The sequence below is a fragment of the Planktothrix sp. genome, from assembly GCF_046067725.1.
Lineage (GTDB): Bacteria > Cyanobacteriota > Cyanobacteriia > Cyanobacteriales > Microcoleaceae > Planktothrix.
Genome location: NZ_JBJUDF010000115.1, coordinates 1 through 17,741 on the forward strand (window position 1 = coordinate 1; position 17,741 = coordinate 17,741).

At 37.2% G+C, this 17,741-nt stretch carries 13 protein-coding genes and 1 tRNA gene; 6 read left to right on the forward strand and 8 right to left on the reverse strand.

Features of this window, described 5'->3' with window-relative positions; genetic code table 11:
- Window positions 1-1,815 (forward strand): DNA primase (gene dnaG, locus ACKPEB_RS06495; protein WP_408964037.1); only part of this gene is annotated, 1,815 nt, incomplete at its 5' end.
- Between the two features lie 530 nt (window positions 1,816-2,345).
- Window positions 2,346-2,567, forward strand: coding sequence for a hypothetical protein (locus ACKPEB_RS06500; protein WP_408964038.1), 222 nt, complete (start codon window positions 2,346-2,348; stop codon window positions 2,565-2,567).
- Between the two features lie 100 nt (window positions 2,568-2,667).
- Here the strand turns inward: ACKPEB_RS06500 and ACKPEB_RS06505 are convergent, their stop codons facing one another.
- The 4 genes from ACKPEB_RS06505 to crtR form a co-directional block, all read right to left on the reverse strand.
- Window positions 2,668-7,536 (reverse strand): eIF2A-related protein, encoded by a 4,869-nt coding sequence (locus ACKPEB_RS06505; protein ID WP_408964040.1) that lies wholly within the window; start codon window positions 7,534-7,536, stop codon window positions 2,668-2,670.
- Window positions 7,537-7,835: 299 nt separating this feature from the next.
- A complete protein-coding gene (locus tag ACKPEB_RS06510) occupies window positions 7,836-9,032 on the reverse strand; it encodes a hypothetical protein (RefSeq protein ID WP_408964041.1) in 1,197 nt (398 codons plus the stop codon).
- 236 nt (window positions 9,033-9,268) lie between these two features.
- Window positions 9,269-9,853 (reverse strand): signal peptidase I, encoded by a 585-nt coding sequence (lepB, locus tag ACKPEB_RS06515; protein ID WP_408964042.1) that lies wholly within the window; start codon window positions 9,851-9,853, stop codon window positions 9,269-9,271.
- Between the two features lie 115 nt (window positions 9,854-9,968).
- Window positions 9,969-10,865, reverse strand: a complete 897-nt coding sequence (gene crtR / locus ACKPEB_RS06520; RefSeq protein WP_408964043.1) for a beta-carotene hydroxylase — start codon at window positions 10,863-10,865, stop codon at window positions 9,969-9,971.
- A 136-nt stretch (window positions 10,866-11,001) separates the two neighbouring features.
- Between crtR and ACKPEB_RS06525 the strand changes: the two genes are divergently transcribed.
- The 4 genes from ACKPEB_RS06525 to psb30 all read left to right on the forward strand — a co-directional run bounded on the left by ACKPEB_RS06525 (window position 11,002) and on the right by psb30 (window position 14,550).
- Entirely contained in the window at window positions 11,002-11,802 is an 801-nt protein-coding gene (locus tag ACKPEB_RS06525; RefSeq protein WP_408964044.1) for a COP23 domain-containing protein, read from the forward strand.
- Window positions 11,803-12,241: 439 nt separating this feature from the next.
- Complete coding sequence (gene pyk / locus ACKPEB_RS06530) at window positions 12,242-14,023, forward strand: pyruvate kinase (RefSeq protein ID WP_408964045.1); 1,782 nt, start codon at window positions 12,242-12,244, stop codon at window positions 14,021-14,023.
- 115 nt (window positions 14,024-14,138) lie between these two features.
- Window positions 14,139-14,211 (forward strand) — tRNA-Thr (locus ACKPEB_RS06535).
- 207 nt (window positions 14,212-14,418) lie between these two features.
- Window positions 14,419-14,550, forward strand: a complete 132-nt coding sequence (gene psb30, locus ACKPEB_RS06540) for a photosystem II reaction center protein Ycf12/Psb30 (RefSeq protein WP_408964046.1) — start codon at window positions 14,419-14,421, stop codon at window positions 14,548-14,550.
- 47 nt (window positions 14,551-14,597) lie between these two features.
- On the opposite strand, the gene ACKPEB_RS06545 is transcribed toward psb30, so the two are convergent.
- From ACKPEB_RS06545 to ACKPEB_RS06560, 4 genes are all read right to left on the reverse strand, one after another.
- Entirely contained in the window at window positions 14,598-14,996 is a 399-nt protein-coding gene (locus tag ACKPEB_RS06545) for a DUF4346 domain-containing protein (protein ID WP_408964047.1), read from the reverse strand.
- A gap of 91 nt (window positions 14,997-15,087) precedes the next feature.
- Window positions 15,088-16,383 (reverse strand): precorrin-6y C5,15-methyltransferase (decarboxylating) subunit CbiE, encoded by a 1,296-nt coding sequence (gene cbiE, locus ACKPEB_RS06550; RefSeq protein ID WP_408964050.1) that lies wholly within the window; start codon window positions 16,381-16,383, stop codon window positions 15,088-15,090.
- Between the two features lie 43 nt (window positions 16,384-16,426).
- Window positions 16,427-17,044, reverse strand: coding sequence for a cobalt-precorrin-8X methylmutase (locus ACKPEB_RS06555; RefSeq protein WP_408964048.1), 618 nt, complete (start codon window positions 17,042-17,044; stop codon window positions 16,427-16,429).
- Between the two features lie 94 nt (window positions 17,045-17,138).
- A partial coding sequence (locus ACKPEB_RS06560; RefSeq protein ID WP_408964049.1) for a DUF1868 domain-containing protein occupies window positions 17,139-17,741 on the reverse strand: 603 nt, incomplete at its 5' end.

The following is a 17,741-nucleotide window of genomic DNA, read 5'->3' on the forward strand; positions in this document are numbered from 1 at the left end:
TTTCATGAAGAAAAAACCCCTAGTTTTACCGTTAGTCCCACGAAACAAATGTTTTATTGTTTTGGATGTGGGGCGGCGGGAAATGCCATGAAATTTATCATGGATTTAGAGAAACGTTCCTTTAGTGAGGTAGTTTTAGACTTAGCAAAACGGTATCAAGTTCCGGTAAAAACCTTAGAACCTGAACAACGTCAGGAGTTACAAAAGCAGATTTCTTTACGAGAACAATTATATGAAATTTTAGCGATCACTACCAATTTTTATCAACACGCTTTAAGACAACCGGAAGGACTAAACGCTTTAGATTATTTAAAATTAAAACGTCATTTAAAAGAAGAAACAATACAATATTTTCAATTAGGATATGCCCCCCAAGGATGGGAAACCTTATATGATTATCTCGTTGAACAAAAACATTTTCCAGCAGAATTAGTTGAACAGGCGGGGTTAATTGTACCTCGAAAAACAGGCAATGGTTATTATGATCGATTTAGAGATCGGTTAATGATTCCCATTCACGATAGTCAAGGGCGAGTGATTGGATTTGGAGGTCGAAGTTTAGGGGATGAACTACCTAAATATCTCAATTCTCCTGAAACTGAATTATTTGATAAAGGCAAAACATTATTTGCTTTAGATAAAGCTAAAAGTGCGATTAGTAAACAAGATCAAGCTATTGTAGTTGAGGGTTATTTTGATGCGATCGCTTTACATACGGCTGGAATTAAAAATGTGGTCGCTTCTTTAGGAACAGCTTTAAGTTTAAATCAAGTTCGGCAGTTAGTTCGTTATACAGAATCTAAACAAATTATTCTGAATTTTGATGCCGATGCTGCCGGAAATAAAGCCGCAGAACGTGCCATTGGAGAAATTGAAGATCTCGCTTATAAAGGATATATTAATTTACGGATTTTAAATATTCCGTCGGGAAAAGATCCTGATGAATTTTTAATCCATAATTCTCCTGAAGATTACCAAAAATTAGTCATCAATTCTCCCCTATGGATTGAGTGGCAAATTCAACGTCTTTTAATGGGAAAAAGCTTAGAAACCGTTGCCCAGTCTCAACAAGCTTCACACAAGATGGTAGAGTTTCTAAGAAAAATTGAGAACGAAATGCAACGCACCCACTATATTCAATATTGTGCTGAACTTCTTAGCCAAGGACAGCCTCGGTTAATTCCTCTTTTAGCTAAAAACTTACAAACTCAAGTTAATAAACCCCATTTAGAAGCAAAAGAAACACCGGCTTCTGATGCTTTAATTTCTGTTAACGCTGAACGGACTTTATTAGAAGAAGCAGAAGTTAAATTGTTGAGAGTTTATTTACATTGTCCTCAACACCGTCTAACCATTCAGGATGCCTTAGAAGCAAGAGATTTACAATTTAGTTTAGCTCATCATCGGTTTTTATGGAGAGAAATTACTAAAATTGAAGAACAATCTCAAAAAACACTAGATCCCGTAGATTTAATTTTGGAACTACAACAAGCTTGTTTAGAACAAAACCAACAAACCCAGCAATTTTATCATCTCTTGTATCTCGATGAACATACAGAAATTGATATTCGTCGCGCCCCATTAATTATCCGCAGTTCTATTGCATCCATTGAAACGGTCATTTGCCAAAAAAGGCGAGATATGGCTTTAAAGTTATGGCAAGAAACCGATATTGCTAAAGAACAAAATTTAGCTCAGAAATATTATCAGCAAATTGATGCAGAAACAAAATGGATGTGGGAATTAAAACGCATCCGAGATACACAGTTTCATGATTTAATTTCAGTTCCTTTAGGGGGAATTAATCTGAATTAAAAGCTTTAGCTTGTCTTTAAGTGTGCCAATATTCTGACTGAAACATCAGACTTACGGAACTATAAGTCCTATAGATCCTCCCTAAGACAGTATTTTTATAGAAACCTCTTATATAACCTAAAAGTAATAGAGAGTAGACGATGAAGAAAGTATAGCCTCTGACGAGAATTTTAAGAAATCGAACGCTATTCTAGGGGAATAAAGACGAAGCAGCCAACCTTCTCTCCCTAGATAAAGCAAATATGAATTTATGATAAAAAATGGTTCATCAATTGTAGTAATTCCTGATTAAAATTAATGAAATTGTAAAGTAGATTGTTCAGATTGAGAAATTTTATGATTCACCGATTTTGAAGTGTTCTCATCTATCGATTACAACCCACCCATCTACCCATCTAAAAGCAATTAAATCCGTTGCCAATCCCCTCTTAAACTGAGCCTTTTAAGCTTACTAAAATCTTGATTTTAGTTAAATCGTTAGGGGGTTGAAAAGCGGATTAACACTGTAATTTTACCAGAAGGAGTCCATTATGTTCAAGAAAAGTATCATCCTTTTAAGCGTCACTCTATTATCGATAATGGTCGCTAATCAAGCTCAAGCTTCCCAGTTCATTGTTTCCAGCGTTACAGTTCAATCTTCCTGTAACTTTCATCACCCAACGACGTTAAAACAACAGCATTTACCCTCACTTTGTTCCCAAGCTAGAGAAGAAAATCAAGACTTAGATACGGGTAGACCTCCACGAGATTAAGATTCATCAATCATTTTATAGAAGTTGACATCCACCCCTGATACTCTGATTAAATTCAGATTAAATTAACTGTTTTTTAGAGACGTTTTATGCAACGTCTCTATTTGTTATTTGATTCAGAAGTATCCAACTCATCACAAATTTCTTTGTTACCATCACTAATATTAGGGTTATTTTCTAAATAATTAGCAAGCTGATCACAAGCTTTTTCTAACAAGAAATTTGTATTCTTATCGACTTGATTTGTATCAATATTCCAAATACTAATTCTGCTATATTTTTCCTGTTGAGTTCCCACTAACTTTTTACCATTAGGGCTAAAATTAACGGATAACATAGGTTTAGAATTTGATTTTAAAGTTGTAATTAAACTGACATCAGTATTCCAAAGCTTAATCGTACCATCTTCACTCGCTGAAGCTAAAAGTTTACTATTGGGGCTAAAATTAACTTCATAAATGTTTTTCCAATGTTTTCCTAAAATCACAGAATTTTGTAAAGGTTCCCACTTGAAACCTTCTTTTTTCCAAATCACAATCGATTCTCCGTCTTTAGCTGCTGCAATCCATTGACCATCAGGACTAAAAGTAACAGAATTAAATCGAATTTGAGCCGATTCTAACTGATCAATTAAACGTCTATGATTGATATCCCATAATTTCACTGTTTTATCATTACTTGCAGAAGCTAAAATTTGACTATCAGGACTAAAACTTAAATCATTAATTTGATCTTCATGAGCAATAAAACTTTGTTTTAAAGTTCCATCAAGATTCCAAAGTCTAATTCTTTGATCATTACTTGCCGTGGCAATTAATTTGCCATCAGGACTAAAAATGACACTCCACACAGGCGAGGGATGAACAATAGATTTAATTTCTTTACCCTCTAAATTCCAGATTTTGACTGTTTGATCATTACTTGCAGATGCAATTAGTTTTCCATTAGGACTAAAACTAACATTATTAACCGTATTATGATGACCTCTAAAGATCTTTTGCACTTTTCCATTTAAAGTCCATAATAAAACGATATTATCATTTTTACCATCTTTAATGCGTAAATCGCGACCTGGAGAAGCAACTAAATTATTATTTTGACGGGAAAAAATACTGCTATAGATTTTATAGTCTTTCAGTTGAATAATTTGAGGTAAAGCTTGTAAATTCCAAATTCTAACAAAGCCATCTTTACTAGCAGAAACTAATGTTTTTTCCTGCTGAGAAAAACTAACTTGATTAATAATATCCTTGTGTCCTTGCAGAGTAGAAATTAATGAACCGTCCTTTGACCATATTTTAATTGTTGTATCTGTACTTCCCGTTGCAATTAAATGACCATCTTGACTAAAATCAACACTATTAACAGCTTGTTGATGCCCTTCTAAACTGTTAATCCATCGACCCTCACGACTCCATAATTTTACAGTTTTATCATCACTAGCAGAGGCTATTATTTTACTATCTGGGCTAAAATGTACACTCCAAATTGGTTGAGAATGGGCTTCAATGGTTTTAATTAGTTTTCCCTGACGAGTCCAGAGATTCAGGATGCCATCTTCACTGGATGAAGCAATTTGTTGATAATCAGGACTAAAAACTACACTCAGAACAGAGGTTTTATGTCCGTTTAAAGTTTGAATTAATTGACCCTCTAAACTCCAAATTTTAACACTTTTATCTTTACTTGCAGAAACAATCTGTTGACCATCAGGACTAAAATTAACCCATTTAACTTCATCAGTATGTCCTTGTAATGTTCTAATCAGTGTTCCATCTTTTTTCCACAATTTTATGGTTTTATCCTTACTTGCAGAAGCGATTATTTCACTATCGGGACTAAAGGTAACAAACCAAACAGAATCTTGATGTCCTTTTAAAGTTTTACTCACTTTACCTTTAGGAGTCCACAATTTGATGGTCTTATCTTGACTAGCAGAAGCAATCAGTTTATTATCAGGACTAATACTAATACTTAAAACACTATTTTTTTCATGCCCATCTAAAATATTCTGTTCTTGGAGAACTTGAGTTGCAATCCCTAATTTGCTCAAAGTTTCTTGCCGAATCGAAGATTGAGAGCGACTTTGTTTTAAATTTATACCTGCATTGATCAGTGTCAATAAAGAATCAAGTTGATTATTTTCATTCACAAGAGCCGTATACTTAGTATTTTCATTGGTAACGAATAAATCATTCTTTTTACTTTTTAAATCATTAAATCTTAAAAACATGAAAGAAGAAGATAACAAAATTAAAAAAAATAAAAATGATATAAAAACCCAGAATTGTCGTTGCAATAGCTTTTGTTTTTCTAATTCTAATTTTTGACTTTTATTTCGAGCTTCTTCTAATTGTTTTAAGACTTCTAAACTGCGATTTTGCCGAATTAAAACCACTAAGTAATCATGTACAAGTTGATAGCGTTCTGCGGTGATTTCTGGTAAAAGGCAAACTAAACCCGACCATACAAAAATTTTAAGAACCGTATCTAAATTTTCATTAATATTTTCTAAATGATTAGCCATTTCTTTAATCTCTCGGACTAAATCAGTACGATTTTTGAGAGGACGAGTATTATTTTCATCTGTCAATAAATATAAGACTAATTCTGCTAAATTTTTATTGGTTGAACCACAATCTTCAATCACTTCATCTAAATAACTTGCAACTAACTTTTGTTTTCCTCCTGCTTGCTGATACTGTTTTAGTGTGGTAATTGTTTGAGTTTGTAACTGAGAACCAACAACTTGTAATTCTATTGGTCGAATTTCTCCTAAGTCTTCGGCCAAATCTTCCACTAATTGTTCAATCAAAGCGGGTTCAAGGACAAATTGGGTTCTTTCTGTTAAACTTTGAATCACGGATTTTGCTTCTTCCGGCGTAAAGTTACCAATATAAGCCAGAATATTTCGATCTAAAATATTATTTCCAATAATCTCTAAATAGCCTTGACGAGTACATTCTAATAAATAGTGTAAGTAATCTTCTCGTAAAGATAAAACGACTTTAACATAGGGAATATCTAAACATTCTTTAATAAATTGATAACAGTTTTGTCGCTGTTTAATATCTTTGCAATTGAAAAAGAATTCTTCAAATTGATCAAAAACAATCACGATCCAAAAATTTTGATTGACCAAACTCATAATTTTTTCTAAAATTACCGCTTGGTTATTCAGTTGTGAAGAATCTAAATCAATATTTATGACCTCTCTAATTCTCTGAGCTAAAGTCCGAGAAAATTCTTGGTTTAAATCCGTATAAACTTGTAATAAAATAGGGATAAAGCGACGAGTATCCATTGGAGTTTTTTGCAACTCAGGAATAAAACCAGCTTGCAAAATCGAACTTTTACCAACCCCAGATTGTCCATAAATAACCGTTAGTTTACAATCATTTCGGCTAATACGTTCATATAACCAATTCACAACCGATAAACGACCCGATGCAGTAATTTCAGGGTTAATAATTTTGTCTTCTTTAATAGGAGGTAAACCTGGATTTGTAATCGTTTGAATATGTCCGATTCGTCCGGCTCCGATAAAGGCTCTTAATCTAAAACGTTGCTCTATTTCTCTGCGTTTTTGTTTGATTTTATAGGATTTTAAATATTCACCTTGTTGGAAATATAAATGATGTAGAAGATTTAACATCTGAATATAAAGATCAGGGTCATATTCAGGTTTAGTTCGACCTTGAGCTTTTTCTAAAATTTTAATCGCTTCTTGATTATTATTTAGTTCTCGATGCGCTTTCCCCAGCGTTAGTAAATACCATCCCTGATGATAGGACGTTTCCCAATCTAAAATTAACTGCTCATCAGGAGTTTTCGGATGATAATTGTGGCAGGCTTTCAGAAATAAATTTTGCGCTTTTTCTGCTAAATTTTTGGCTTCCCGCCAGGAACGTTGAGTCAGAGCAACTTCTGATAAAAAATAATATCCTCGTGCTTCTCTAAACGGATGTTGATAAGTTTGGTTATAATGAATAGATTCTTGGGCGACTTTCTCTAATTCTTGCCATTTTTTTAATCCTAATAAAATATCCCCTAAAGGATTAATAAATTTAGCCACTAAATCTAAACAATTTGCTTGTTTAAAGCCTTGAATAGATTGTACATAATAACGATAAGCTTGCTCATAAGCAAATTCTTTCTCACCTCGGTGTAAAATCCCATAACTGTGCCACCAAAACCCAACATAAAATAATAATTGACTATAACGAATTAAATGATTAGTTTGTTTCCAAAGTTCTAAACTTCGTTCATAATGTTTTAATGTTGCGGGATCAGAATGATCAGAAACTCGACCTAATACAAATTCTAAACTTGCTTCTAATTCTATACTTAAAAATTCTCCCCGTTTCTTTAATTCTTGACGAGCTTCTTCTAATTCTAATCTTAAAGGAGAACCCAACTCTAAATTAAAATAAGAATTATTAAGAAAGATACCTGACCCCGTATCTAATACTTTCGCAGACACTTGATCTGCGGTATCTTGAATAAAATTTAATAAATCCTTTGTACTACTTTCAAACTTCAGTGCAGTTGACCAACTATAAAAGTCAGGGGCTAACCGAATTAAACCTTGTAAAACAGAATCTGTAACCCACAATACCACAGGGTAACGAAATTTACGGCGAAATTCTTCCCGCATTTGGTTCATAATTTTAATGACAGTATCCAGTTGTTCGTTTGATTCTAAACCCGATACCATTAAAGCTCGCGGTGGAGTTTGCTTTGCTTCAATTCCTTGAACTAAAACATTATAAAGATTGCTAGTATGAGGATCTAAAATTAGATGCTGAATTGAATTGGGAAATTCCTCTTCTAGCTTTTTAATAATATTTTTTTGAACAATTCTATAATTAGAATGAGCTAAAATAAAAGAAAATTCATCATTAAACTTACTACAAATACGATTTAATGTTTTTAATGAATCGTGATTAATTTCTTGTATGCTTTTCATATGATTTGGGTGCCTTTCGCCTGCATAGGATAATGCCTGTACTCTGGCTTGAAATAGGAAAATAAAACTTTTGTAAAGGGTCAGATGTTGATAGACCCTTACACCCTAAAATGATGAGTTCTTTTAGGTTGATTAATCCCTATTTAGAGAATACAGCGATTGATTCTTCAATTCAGGAACTGAAATGCACCCACAATAGCAGTCTCAGTCTGTTCGTTTTACCGTTTTCTTGATTGCTCTATTCTAACGGATGAGAGTAGGCAATGGCATCTCCAGAACATCTCTCTTTCCCCGTTTTGCTAAAGTTGATCTAATTCTTCTGCAACAACGCGACGAATGATTTCTGTAACTTCTGCTGCCATCCGAGCATCTAACTGTAAGGCTTCTGGGCTATAATCTTTTAGATTAGCCACAGGAATAACAGCCCTTAATGTAAGTGCCAAAGTTCGGAATTCAGCCGATTTTCCCTTCGCTTTCGGTAAAGGGTCAATAAACTGTACAAATGCCATATAACAAGCTTCTACAGTCTGTCGAGTCTCGCTATCTCCAAAACCCATTTTCGACAAAATCACAGGCGTTGTAATAAGTTGTTCAATTCCCAAGGTTTCTAACGCAACATCCATATAACGAGCCGTATCTTGACCCATTGCAACAATTAAACTATTTAACGTTTTTTGTTGAAGGTTCGGAAGTTGAGATTCTGACGGTAAATAAGCGTGCCATCCTATCAATGATATTAAACGAGTGAGATCATAAGCAGAAACTAAATTCTCACCTTTGGGACTGTCTGAAGTGGCTTTGAGTAAAATTGTTTGAGTTTCTCGATTAACAATGATTGGGTTTTGGATTGCAGGAACCTCTCCATAATCTCCTTGAAATTTCAAGTTAAGATTACCCGTGATTTTTTGCACCCACTTCTCTAAATTTGCACGAGTTTCAAACCGTTTAAAAAGTGCAGCTAAAGCATTAGATGTGGCTAGTTGTTCTTCATAAGTTACAAGATCTTGAATCGCTAAATCAAGGGGAAATTTTATCGTTGTATTTTTAGGATCTTTGATTTCTAAATTATTAATATGGCTTTGGGGAAATTGTTGATCAATCTGAGTTAACGTATTCAAAACCGGAATAATTTTAGTTGAACTCCAAAATTGTGCTGTTTTCAGTGAATTTCGACCCAGCCAAATCGTTTTGAGTTCTCCGGCTTCAAATTTTCCTAAACAAACACAAGCTTCTTGAATCTGAGGATGAAGAAAATTTAAACCCTCTTCATCAATATAAGGAATTTTGCCAAAACTAGGATAGGAACTATATTGTAAAGGTTTGCGGGTTAAAAAACGGGGATAATCAGAAATATTCTTTTGATATTGAGATTGGTGAATTCCTCGATCTAAAAAAGCTAGTTTGTCAGCATTCGCGCCGATTTTTTGTTCAATTTGAATAAAATTATCAAAAATTTGTTGTCTATTTTTAGCTTGTTCTAAAGGATTGTTATTCATTGATGAGACCTCCTGGTTGTAAAATGGATTGAGAAACTTTCTAATTTTGTTTTAGAGTCATCGGTTAATTAAAAAATATTATTTAATAATTATCCGATATTTTGAGATTCTTCCCAATCTGTTTAAATTCCGAACAGTTTTAGCACAGAATTATTGATCGAAAGTCTTGAAACCAGAAATGAAGAGAACTACCAAAGATACTTCACCATGAGTAAAATACCCTTTCTCAAAACGGTCTAAACGCCTCCAAAGCGTTCAATAGGCCAAAAACGGAAAACCGCACGACCGATAATATTCTCTTTAGGAAGAAAACCCCAAACATGGGAATCATTACTATCGTTACGATTATCTCCCATCACAAAATAAGAATTTTCCGGCACTTTCACAGGCAGTAACTGATAGTTAGGTTCTTCAGCAATGTAGCGCTCAAATAAGGGTTGATCATCAACATAAACTTGACCCTTTTTAACTTCCACAACTTGACCCGGTTGTCCAATCACTCGTTTAATAAAAGCTTGATCGGCTGCATAGCCAATCTCTTGTAATTGTGATGGGGGATTAAACACAATAATATCCCCGAATTGGGGAGGACGAAAATAATAGGAAACCTTTTCAATGACTAAGCGATCGCCAATTTCTAAGGTCGGAAACATCGAATCTGACGGAATAAACCGAGGTTCAGCAATCAACGTCCTAATCAGCAAGGATAATCCTAATGCGATCGCTAAAATCACAAGATTCTCTTTCGTTTTCTCCCAAAAACTTTTCTCATAATTTTGAGGTTTTGAAGGTTTAGCTTCAGTCTTTTCTTCTGATTTCATTTTTTTTCCTATGATTATTTATACCATCCATAAAAATAAATCAAGAATTAAGAACCTGAGTTAAATTTCGATTCTTAATTCTCAATTTTTATCCCTTTACAATTAAGGGCAGTATTCAATTTTCTGTTGAGGACTTGTGAGAATGAAAACGGATTCCCAAAAAGACATCATAGAGAAAACTCCAAAAGTCTTTTTTTCCCTCTAAGATTCCCAAAGTTTGGGGGGAACCTTTTTCATCTAACAAAGGTTTCATGACTTCATAAGTTGGCTTGTAATAATACCAAGGAATAGACGGCCACAAATGATGAATGAGATGGTAATTTTGCCCCAAAATTAACAAATTTAAAATTGAACTGGGATACACCCTAGCATTTTTCCAGCGATTGCGTTCTTGAAAAGGACGATGGGGTAAATAATCAAAGAATAAACCCAAGGCTATTCCCACCACTAACGCTGGGCAAAACCAGAAATTCAGAATATAGTCAAGAAACCCATAATGAATCGAAATGGCAACAACTGTTACCACAAATAATCGACTCAAAAACCACTCCAGAAGTTCATATTTTTTCCAAAGTTTCCGCTTAAAGAAAAACACTTCATGGTAAAAGAACCGCGCCGCAATTAACCACAGAGGCCCACCTGTGGAAACAAAATGATCCGGATCATTGTCTGGATCATTAACGTGGCCGTGATGTTGGATATGCACCCGTGTAAACACCGGAAAAGCAAACCCTAACATTAAAGCACTACCATGTCCTAATACCGCATTGAGAATACGGTTTTTGTGGGCTGAATTATGGGATGCGTCATGGATCACTGTACCCGAAAGGTGCAGCGCTAAAACATTAATCAAAAAACAACACCAGTCTGGCCAACCCCAACGCCAGTATCCCAACGTGGAATAAATCACAAGTGCTACTGCGACTAAAAACATGAGTAGCGTTGTGTTAAAACCACCCTCTGGGGTGAGGTATTCTTTGGGGACTGTCAGTGGCTTGCTTGCCTCCGACATTACGGTTTGCACTCCTTGAAGTTTCACACCTGAGTATTTTATGAGAACAGTAACAAATTGTAAAGAATTATGAAAGAACGAAGCAAGAATTTAACAGATTAAAATAACACGATTTTATCTTCAGGAGGAACTATTTATGTCTCGTTCGCGACTTCACACAACTTTACTCGGACTGGTCAGTTTATCCATTACCCTATCCCTACTCGGTTCTGCCACCCAAGCTCAGGCTCAACCTCGATGGCCGTCTTTACCGACTTGGGAAGATCTGCTGCAACTGCGCCGCAACAATGGACAACCTCAACAACCGATTCCCCCAACTAATACCACACAAACCCCAACCCCTCAACCCCAAACCCCAACTCCAGCAGAAAGTCCCATTCCTCAAGTTGAAGTCGAAACCGGGGAAACGGATGTGGCGCGGTTTCGCTGTGAAGTGATTGGCGGTCAATATACCGTGATGTATTATCCTGTCAGTCAAGGCAATCAAGGCTATGCTTGGGCCGTTCCGAGTAATCTGGGGGGAGGATGGACACCTGAACGCCGTTGTGCGGAAATTAGCCGCCGTTTAGAATCCTATCGTCCCGATGGATTATTAGAACTCACCACAGCCATTGAGAATGGTTACAACACCCTCTGCGCCACCACAGAAGATGTGCCTCAATGTCGAATTGTGTTAACCGTTCCTCCAGGGGAAGATCCCTTATTAGTGCGCGATCGCATTTTCCAAAACCTGGTGATTGCCGATAGTGGTCAAAGCACCCAAGGCGTTTATACCCTCGTTGATGAAAAAAGTACCGGAGATATTATTCGAGGAGTGTTAGGAGGTTCTCAAAATCGTCCTAAATCCCCAGGAATTCCCCTGCGTCAATTCCTCGATCCCAGCGATGGTGGCACCGGAACTCGCTTAAATCGTCGTTATTTTCCCCCATCAAACTAAATCCAGTTGTCAAAACCCCTTGAAAATTGTCATCCTGAATCAAGCGAAGCGACATGACGGATCTCTGATGATTCAGCCGAGACCCCACTCAGATTCTTTGGCTGACGCCAACGCTACGCGAACGCATAGCTCAGAATGACAATCCCGCCTTAGTATTCGAGGCTTATGGCAACTGGGTTAGGGATAATTTGTGAGTTGGCGGTTAAGTATCAATCATCTCCCGAAGGGAGAGAGAACAAACCAGCAAAGGGTAACAGTTCCTCCGTTCCCTATTGCCCATTCGTAATTCGTAATTCGTAATTCCCTGTTCCCTCTCCCCCGTTAATTTTCAATTCTTGATTGTTCTGTGTCCCTGACATGGTTAAATTTTCTTTATGGCTTGTAGAGACATTCCAGGGAACGTCTCTACAAAACAATTCCCTAGTTGTTTATTGATCTCATGCAACCGCAAAATCTACTGCACCGAACCAAAATTGTCGCTACAATCGGCCCTGCTACACAGAAGCCAGAAGTTCTTCGCGCCTTGATTGAAGCGGGTGCAACGACTTTACGGTTGAATTTTTCCCATAATACCCATGAGGATCATCAACGCAGCATTCGGATGATCCGGCAAACCGCCTTTGAATTAAATCAACCCGTTGGCATCTTACAAGACCTCCAAGGGCCTAAAATTCGATTAGGTAAATTTGAGAATGGTTCCATTGTTCTCAACCGAGATGACTTGTTTATTCTTACCAGTGAAGATGTTGTAGGAACCCAGGAAATCTCCTCCGTAACTTATCAACCTTTAGCTGATGAAGTGCCTGAAGGAGCCAGTATTCTCCTCGATGACGGTAAAGTTGAAATGTTCGTGGAGAAAGTTGAACGCGCCAAAGGACGGTTATATTGTCGGGTGGTCGTTGGCGGAACTCTTTCTAATAGTAAAGGGGTGAATTTTCCAGGGGTTTATCTCTCGATTAAAGCTTTAACGGAAAAAGACCGTAAAGACTTAATGTTTGGTTTAGATCAAGGGGTTGATTGGGTTGCTTTAAGTTTCGTTAGAAATCCCCAGGATGTATTAGAAATTAAAGAATTAATTGCTAGTGCTGGAAAAGATGTTCCTGTGATTGCCAAAATTGAAAAACACGAAGCCATTGAACAAATGGAAGAAATTCTGGCTTTGTGTAATGGGGTGATGGTGGCGCGGGGAGATTTAGGAGTTGAACTTCCGGCTGAAGATGTGCCGATTTTACAAAAACGATTAATTGTCACGGCAAACCGCATGGGAATTCCGGTGATTACGGCAACTCAAATGTTAGATAGCATGGTGAATAATCCTCGACCAACCCGTGCGGAAATTTCTGATGTCGCCAATGCGATTTTAGATGGAACTGATGCGGTAATGTTATCCAATGAAACGGCCGTTGGTAAATATCCTGTGGAAGCGGTGGCAACCATGGCGCGAATTGCCGCTCGCATCGAACAAGATGGGGTAACGCGCAATATTTCTAAAGTTGAAGATACCGGACGTTCCATTCCCAATGCTATTAGTCAAGCGGTGGGGCAAATTTCTCAACAGTTAAATGCCGCTGCCATTATGACCTTAACTAAAACTGGATCGACGGCTCGAAATGTGTCGAAGTTCCGACCCCAAACCCCGATTTTAGCCATTACCCCCCATGTGGAAGTGGCACGACAGTTAAGTTTAGTTTGGGGAGTAAAACCGCTATTAGTTTTAGATTTACCTTCGGCTGACCAAACGTTCCAAGCGGCGGTGACGGTAGCTAGAGAAAAAAATCTCCTCGCCGATGGAGATTTAGTGGTGACAACGGCCGGAACCTTACAAGGGGTGGCGGGTTCTACGGATTTAATTAAGGTGGAAGTGGTAACGGCTGCTTTGGCGAAAGGAACAGCCGTTGGTCAAGGCTGTATTACCGGACGTGCGCGAGTTGCTCGCAGCGCGGGAGAATTGGGGGATTTTAATGTCGGTGAAATTTTAGTCACTCCTCAGACCAGTGCTGATTTTGTCGATGCCATGCGAAAAGCCGCCGGGGTGGTGACAGAAGCCGATAGTTTAACCAGTCATGCGGCGGTGATTGGTTTACGGTTGGGGGTTCCTGTGATTGTCGGGGTGAAGAATGCTACTCAAATGATCCGTAATGGGGTAATTCTAACCTTAGATATGCAACGAGGGATCGTGTATTCCGGGGCTACCAGTGGTTCTCTACCCGATAACCTTTAAGGTGATGTCTGTAAACCCTCTTTAAAACGGGGGTTTCTCGATGTTTTCCTGAAAAAACTTGACACTTGAAATTAAGTTTTGCTATAATGCACTATTGTGCTGATATTGCTTTTTTGCTGCTTTAGCTCAGTTGGTAGAGCGGTTCACTCGTAATGAACAGGTCGTCGGTTCAAGTCCGATAAGCAGCTTTTAGACTTTTATATAGTGTTACCTTTGACTATTTACTGTTCCCTGTTCCCTACTACCTAGCACTATAACTTGTTTTAAAGTATGATTCCATTGAGTTGTATTGCGTTTTGTGAAAATTCTTAAAATGAAGGTGCGATCGCCTGGTAAGATGATCTGTTGATTTTTACAAACACTCAATATTGACGCTCGTTAAGTTTGGAGGAATAATGGACGCGATTACAAGTTTTTTTGGCAATATCAACTTTGAGCTAATTGCTCAACTGACCATGTTAGGTTTGATTGTTATTGCTGGCCCCGTTGTCATCGTCTTACTGGCTTTTCGCGGCGGCGATCTCTAATTCCAAGGGGGGAGACGTTGTTCAGGTTAACGACGTCTCCTCCGCGTCTAATCTTGAATATAATCTTTTCCTGAAATTAAAGCCATTTCTGCCCGGACAAATTCCCGTCCTAAATATAACGCATGATCGAAACAACTAATCGGACAGGGTTGGGTTTCTTCAGTAATTTTAATCCCTAATTCCTTAGCAGTTCTTCCTTTAAAAATAGCGGTGGGTGTTCGTTTCAAGCTTCCGTTACAGGAAAACGGTTCTCCCGTTTCTGGATCAACGGCTAATCCTTTTTCGTTAATAGCGTTGGTGTAGTGTTCAGCACAAATTAACCCAGCTTCTCGATCAATATAAATAATAAAGTATCCAGACGGATCAAGATGAATAAAACGATTAGAAAGCTGATCGTCTAAAGCACTGAGTTCTGGGACGTTGGCAGTTGGAGATTGAACAGACACAAGATTAATGATTAACTCATAAAGTATACCTCTTTATAGTTTATCTCATTGGGAGAGAAATTGCTTAATTAGGGCAGAAGTATCGAAAAGTTCACATAAACAAACTATGGTGAGAAATCGTTAAAATCGTGACGGGGTTTAGGGGAGAAAAACGGGTTAAGTTGGCAACAGGAACAGAACGAGATAACTGTACATTTAAAATCCGGTAACTCCAACTGCGTTCAATTCGTTTCCGTTGTTCTAACCAACTTAAAGCGGTGTTTAAATGTTCAAGGGTAGCTAAGGCTAAGACCATGATTCCACCCGGAGATAAACGGATACTACAAATCCCTAAAATTTCGCTTAAATTGTTGCCACTTCCCCCAATAAAAATTCGATGGGGTGAACGTAAATGATGTAAAATATCGGGTGCTTCTCCGTGAATAGAAACTAAATTATTGACTTGAAATCGTTGTCGATTTTGTTCGATTAATGTTGTTCCTGCGGCGGTTTTTTCAATGGAATAAACGGTAGAATCAGGAAATAATCGAGCAATTTCGATGGAAACTGAACCGGTTCCGGCTCCAATATCCCAAATGGTTTGTTTCGGTTGTAAAGCTAGTTCTCCTAATACTAAGGTTCTAACTTCTCGTTTTGTCATCAGTCCGGGGCGATCGCTATAACTTAAAAACAATTGATCAGGAATACCAAAGGAGGAGATTTTTGATAAATCTAAAGGTTCAGTTTTAGAGCGAGATTGACGTAATAAAATGATAAGATTTAAACTAGAAAATTCTTGATTTTTTAACGATTCGATTTGCCATTGTTGCACTCGTTCATCATTTCCGCCTAAATTTTCACAAACCCAAAATTGATAACGACTGGGTAAATCTAAATTTTGAATTAATTGAGCGATCACCACAGGATTATGAATATTATCCGTTAAAATAGCAATTTTTTCTACCCCCTGTTGTAAAGCTTGAATTAACATTTCCAAAGAACGGCCATGAACACTAATAATGTGAGCATCTTGCCAAGGGGTTTTAATCCGATTAAAAGCTAATTGAATTGAGCTAACATGGGGATGAAAAGTTAATTGTTCTGGGGGTAATTCTGCAATTAATAAACGACCAAAACCAAAAAATAAAGGATCACCGGATACTAAAATCACAATAGAATTGTGAGTGGATTCTCTTTTTTCTAGTTCCCAGCGAGTTAATTCCTGACGAATGGTAAAAATTGTTTCCGTTAAATCTTGTAAGACAATACGGGATGCTGGATGTTCAGGAAAATAACTTAAATGGCGATCGCTTCCGACTAATATTGTTGCTGTTTCTATTACATTAAGAACAGAGTTGCTGAGTCCTGATGCACCGTCTAACCCAATTCCAACTACATGAATCATTATCAAATTTTAACTTAATAATTAATGGACAAATTCTCAACGTGATTTATTCTGATTGTTCATTCGCTGCTAAAACAATTAAAGCATTTAAAATCGCAGATGCGACAGGAGATCCTCCTTTTCTCCCTTCAACTCGAATTTGAGGAACTGGCATTTCAGCTAACTTAATTTTAGATTCTACAACAGAAACAAAACCCACTGGAACTCCTATAACTAAACTCGGAGAAACTAACTTTTGTTCGATTAAAGAACACAGAGAAAGTAACGCCGTTGGCGCATTTCCAATGACCATAATACCGTGAGGAAATGCTTGAGCCACATGAATAAAACCTGTTTCTGTGAGGGTTTTACCTGCTAAGGGAACCGATACATTCTCAAGGGCACAAATTAAGGGATTATTAAAAGTTTTAGTTACTAAATTAGCAACTCCTTGTTTAACCATCCCCACATCAACAATAATCGGAACTTGTTGTTTTAATGCTAAAATTCCCTGTTCAATTGCATTTGGACTAAACCGAATTAACTGGGAAAATTCAAAATCAGCCGTACTATGAATCACTCTTCTAAGGATTGCGTATTCAGCCGAATTAAACGAATGTTCACCAATTTCTTGATCAATAATGGCAAAACTTTCAGACTGAATGGGATGAATTTCTATAGACATTGATACAAAATTAGAAATCGACAAAGCGTTAACCGTTGTAGGAGCGGGATAAACCCACCGATCACCATCAACGGTTAACCCTCAATGGTTAAGATTAAAAATCTAAAATCGGCCAGTTTGATTCTCGATAATAGTGGGTCATGTCATCAAACTTGCGAAGTTCTGCTCGTTTCACCCAAATTTCCTGAGTAGAATCTAACCATTGTTGATTAAAAGAAGAGAGAACATTACAAAAATGACCCCGATCTAAATCTTCAGGAATATGACCAAAGTAACCTAATGTAACATGAGCCGTTAAATAATATTGTTGATCAACACCTAATGGAATTAACGTGGGATTTTGGTAGATAGCACGCCGGAATTCAATAGTTTTTTGATAAGATTCTTCATCACGGGGAACCAGACAAACCCCCAAAGCTCTTGGCATTAACATAAAACCAAAAACTTGCCACCGAATTCCATGAGGAATAGGTGTAGATTTAAAACTTTGAAACGATTGGGCAATGGCTTGATGTAAGTTAGAATCAAAATCTGGCTGTTTACTGGCTTCTCGGTAAGCACTATCCCAGATTAAATCTGCTAAGGTAAAATGTAAACTTTCCCCTGGAATGGGAATCAAGAAATTCGGATCAAATTTCTCACTGAGTTGCTGTTGACAAATTTTGAGATTATTGTAAATTTCTTGATTCTCAAAATC

Bases quoted from the DNA above. Each gene is read 5' to 3' on its own strand.
- ACKPEB_RS06525 (WP_408964044.1), top strand. From the start codon at position 11,002: ATGTCTCGTTCGCGACTTCACACAACTTTACTCGGACTGGTCAGTTTA.
- ACKPEB_RS06500 (WP_408964038.1), top strand. From the start codon at position 2,346: ATGTTCAAGAAAAGTATCATCCTTTTAAGCGTCACTCTATTATCGATA.
- ACKPEB_RS06510 (WP_408964041.1), bottom strand. From the start codon at position 9,032: ATGAATAACAATCCTTTAGAACAAGCTAAAAATAGACAACAAATTTTT.
- psb30 (WP_408964046.1), top strand. From the start codon at position 14,419: ATGGACGCGATTACAAGTTTTTTTGGCAATATCAACTTTGAGCTAATT.
- pyk (WP_408964045.1), top strand. From the start codon at position 12,242: ATGCAACCGCAAAATCTACTGCACCGAACCAAAATTGTCGCTACAATC.
- ACKPEB_RS06505 (WP_408964040.1), bottom strand. From the start codon at position 7,536: ATGAAAAGCATACAAGAAATTAATCACGATTCATTAAAAACATTAAAT.
- crtR (WP_408964043.1), bottom strand. From the start codon at position 10,865: ATGTCGGAGGCAAGCAAGCCACTGACAGTCCCCAAAGAATACCTCACC.
- ACKPEB_RS06555 (WP_408964048.1), bottom strand. From the start codon at position 17,044: ATGTCTATAGAAATTCATCCCATTCAGTCTGAAAGTTTTGCCATTATT.
- lepB (WP_408964042.1), bottom strand. From the start codon at position 9,853: ATGAAATCAGAAGAAAAGACTGAAGCTAAACCTTCAAAACCTCAAAAT.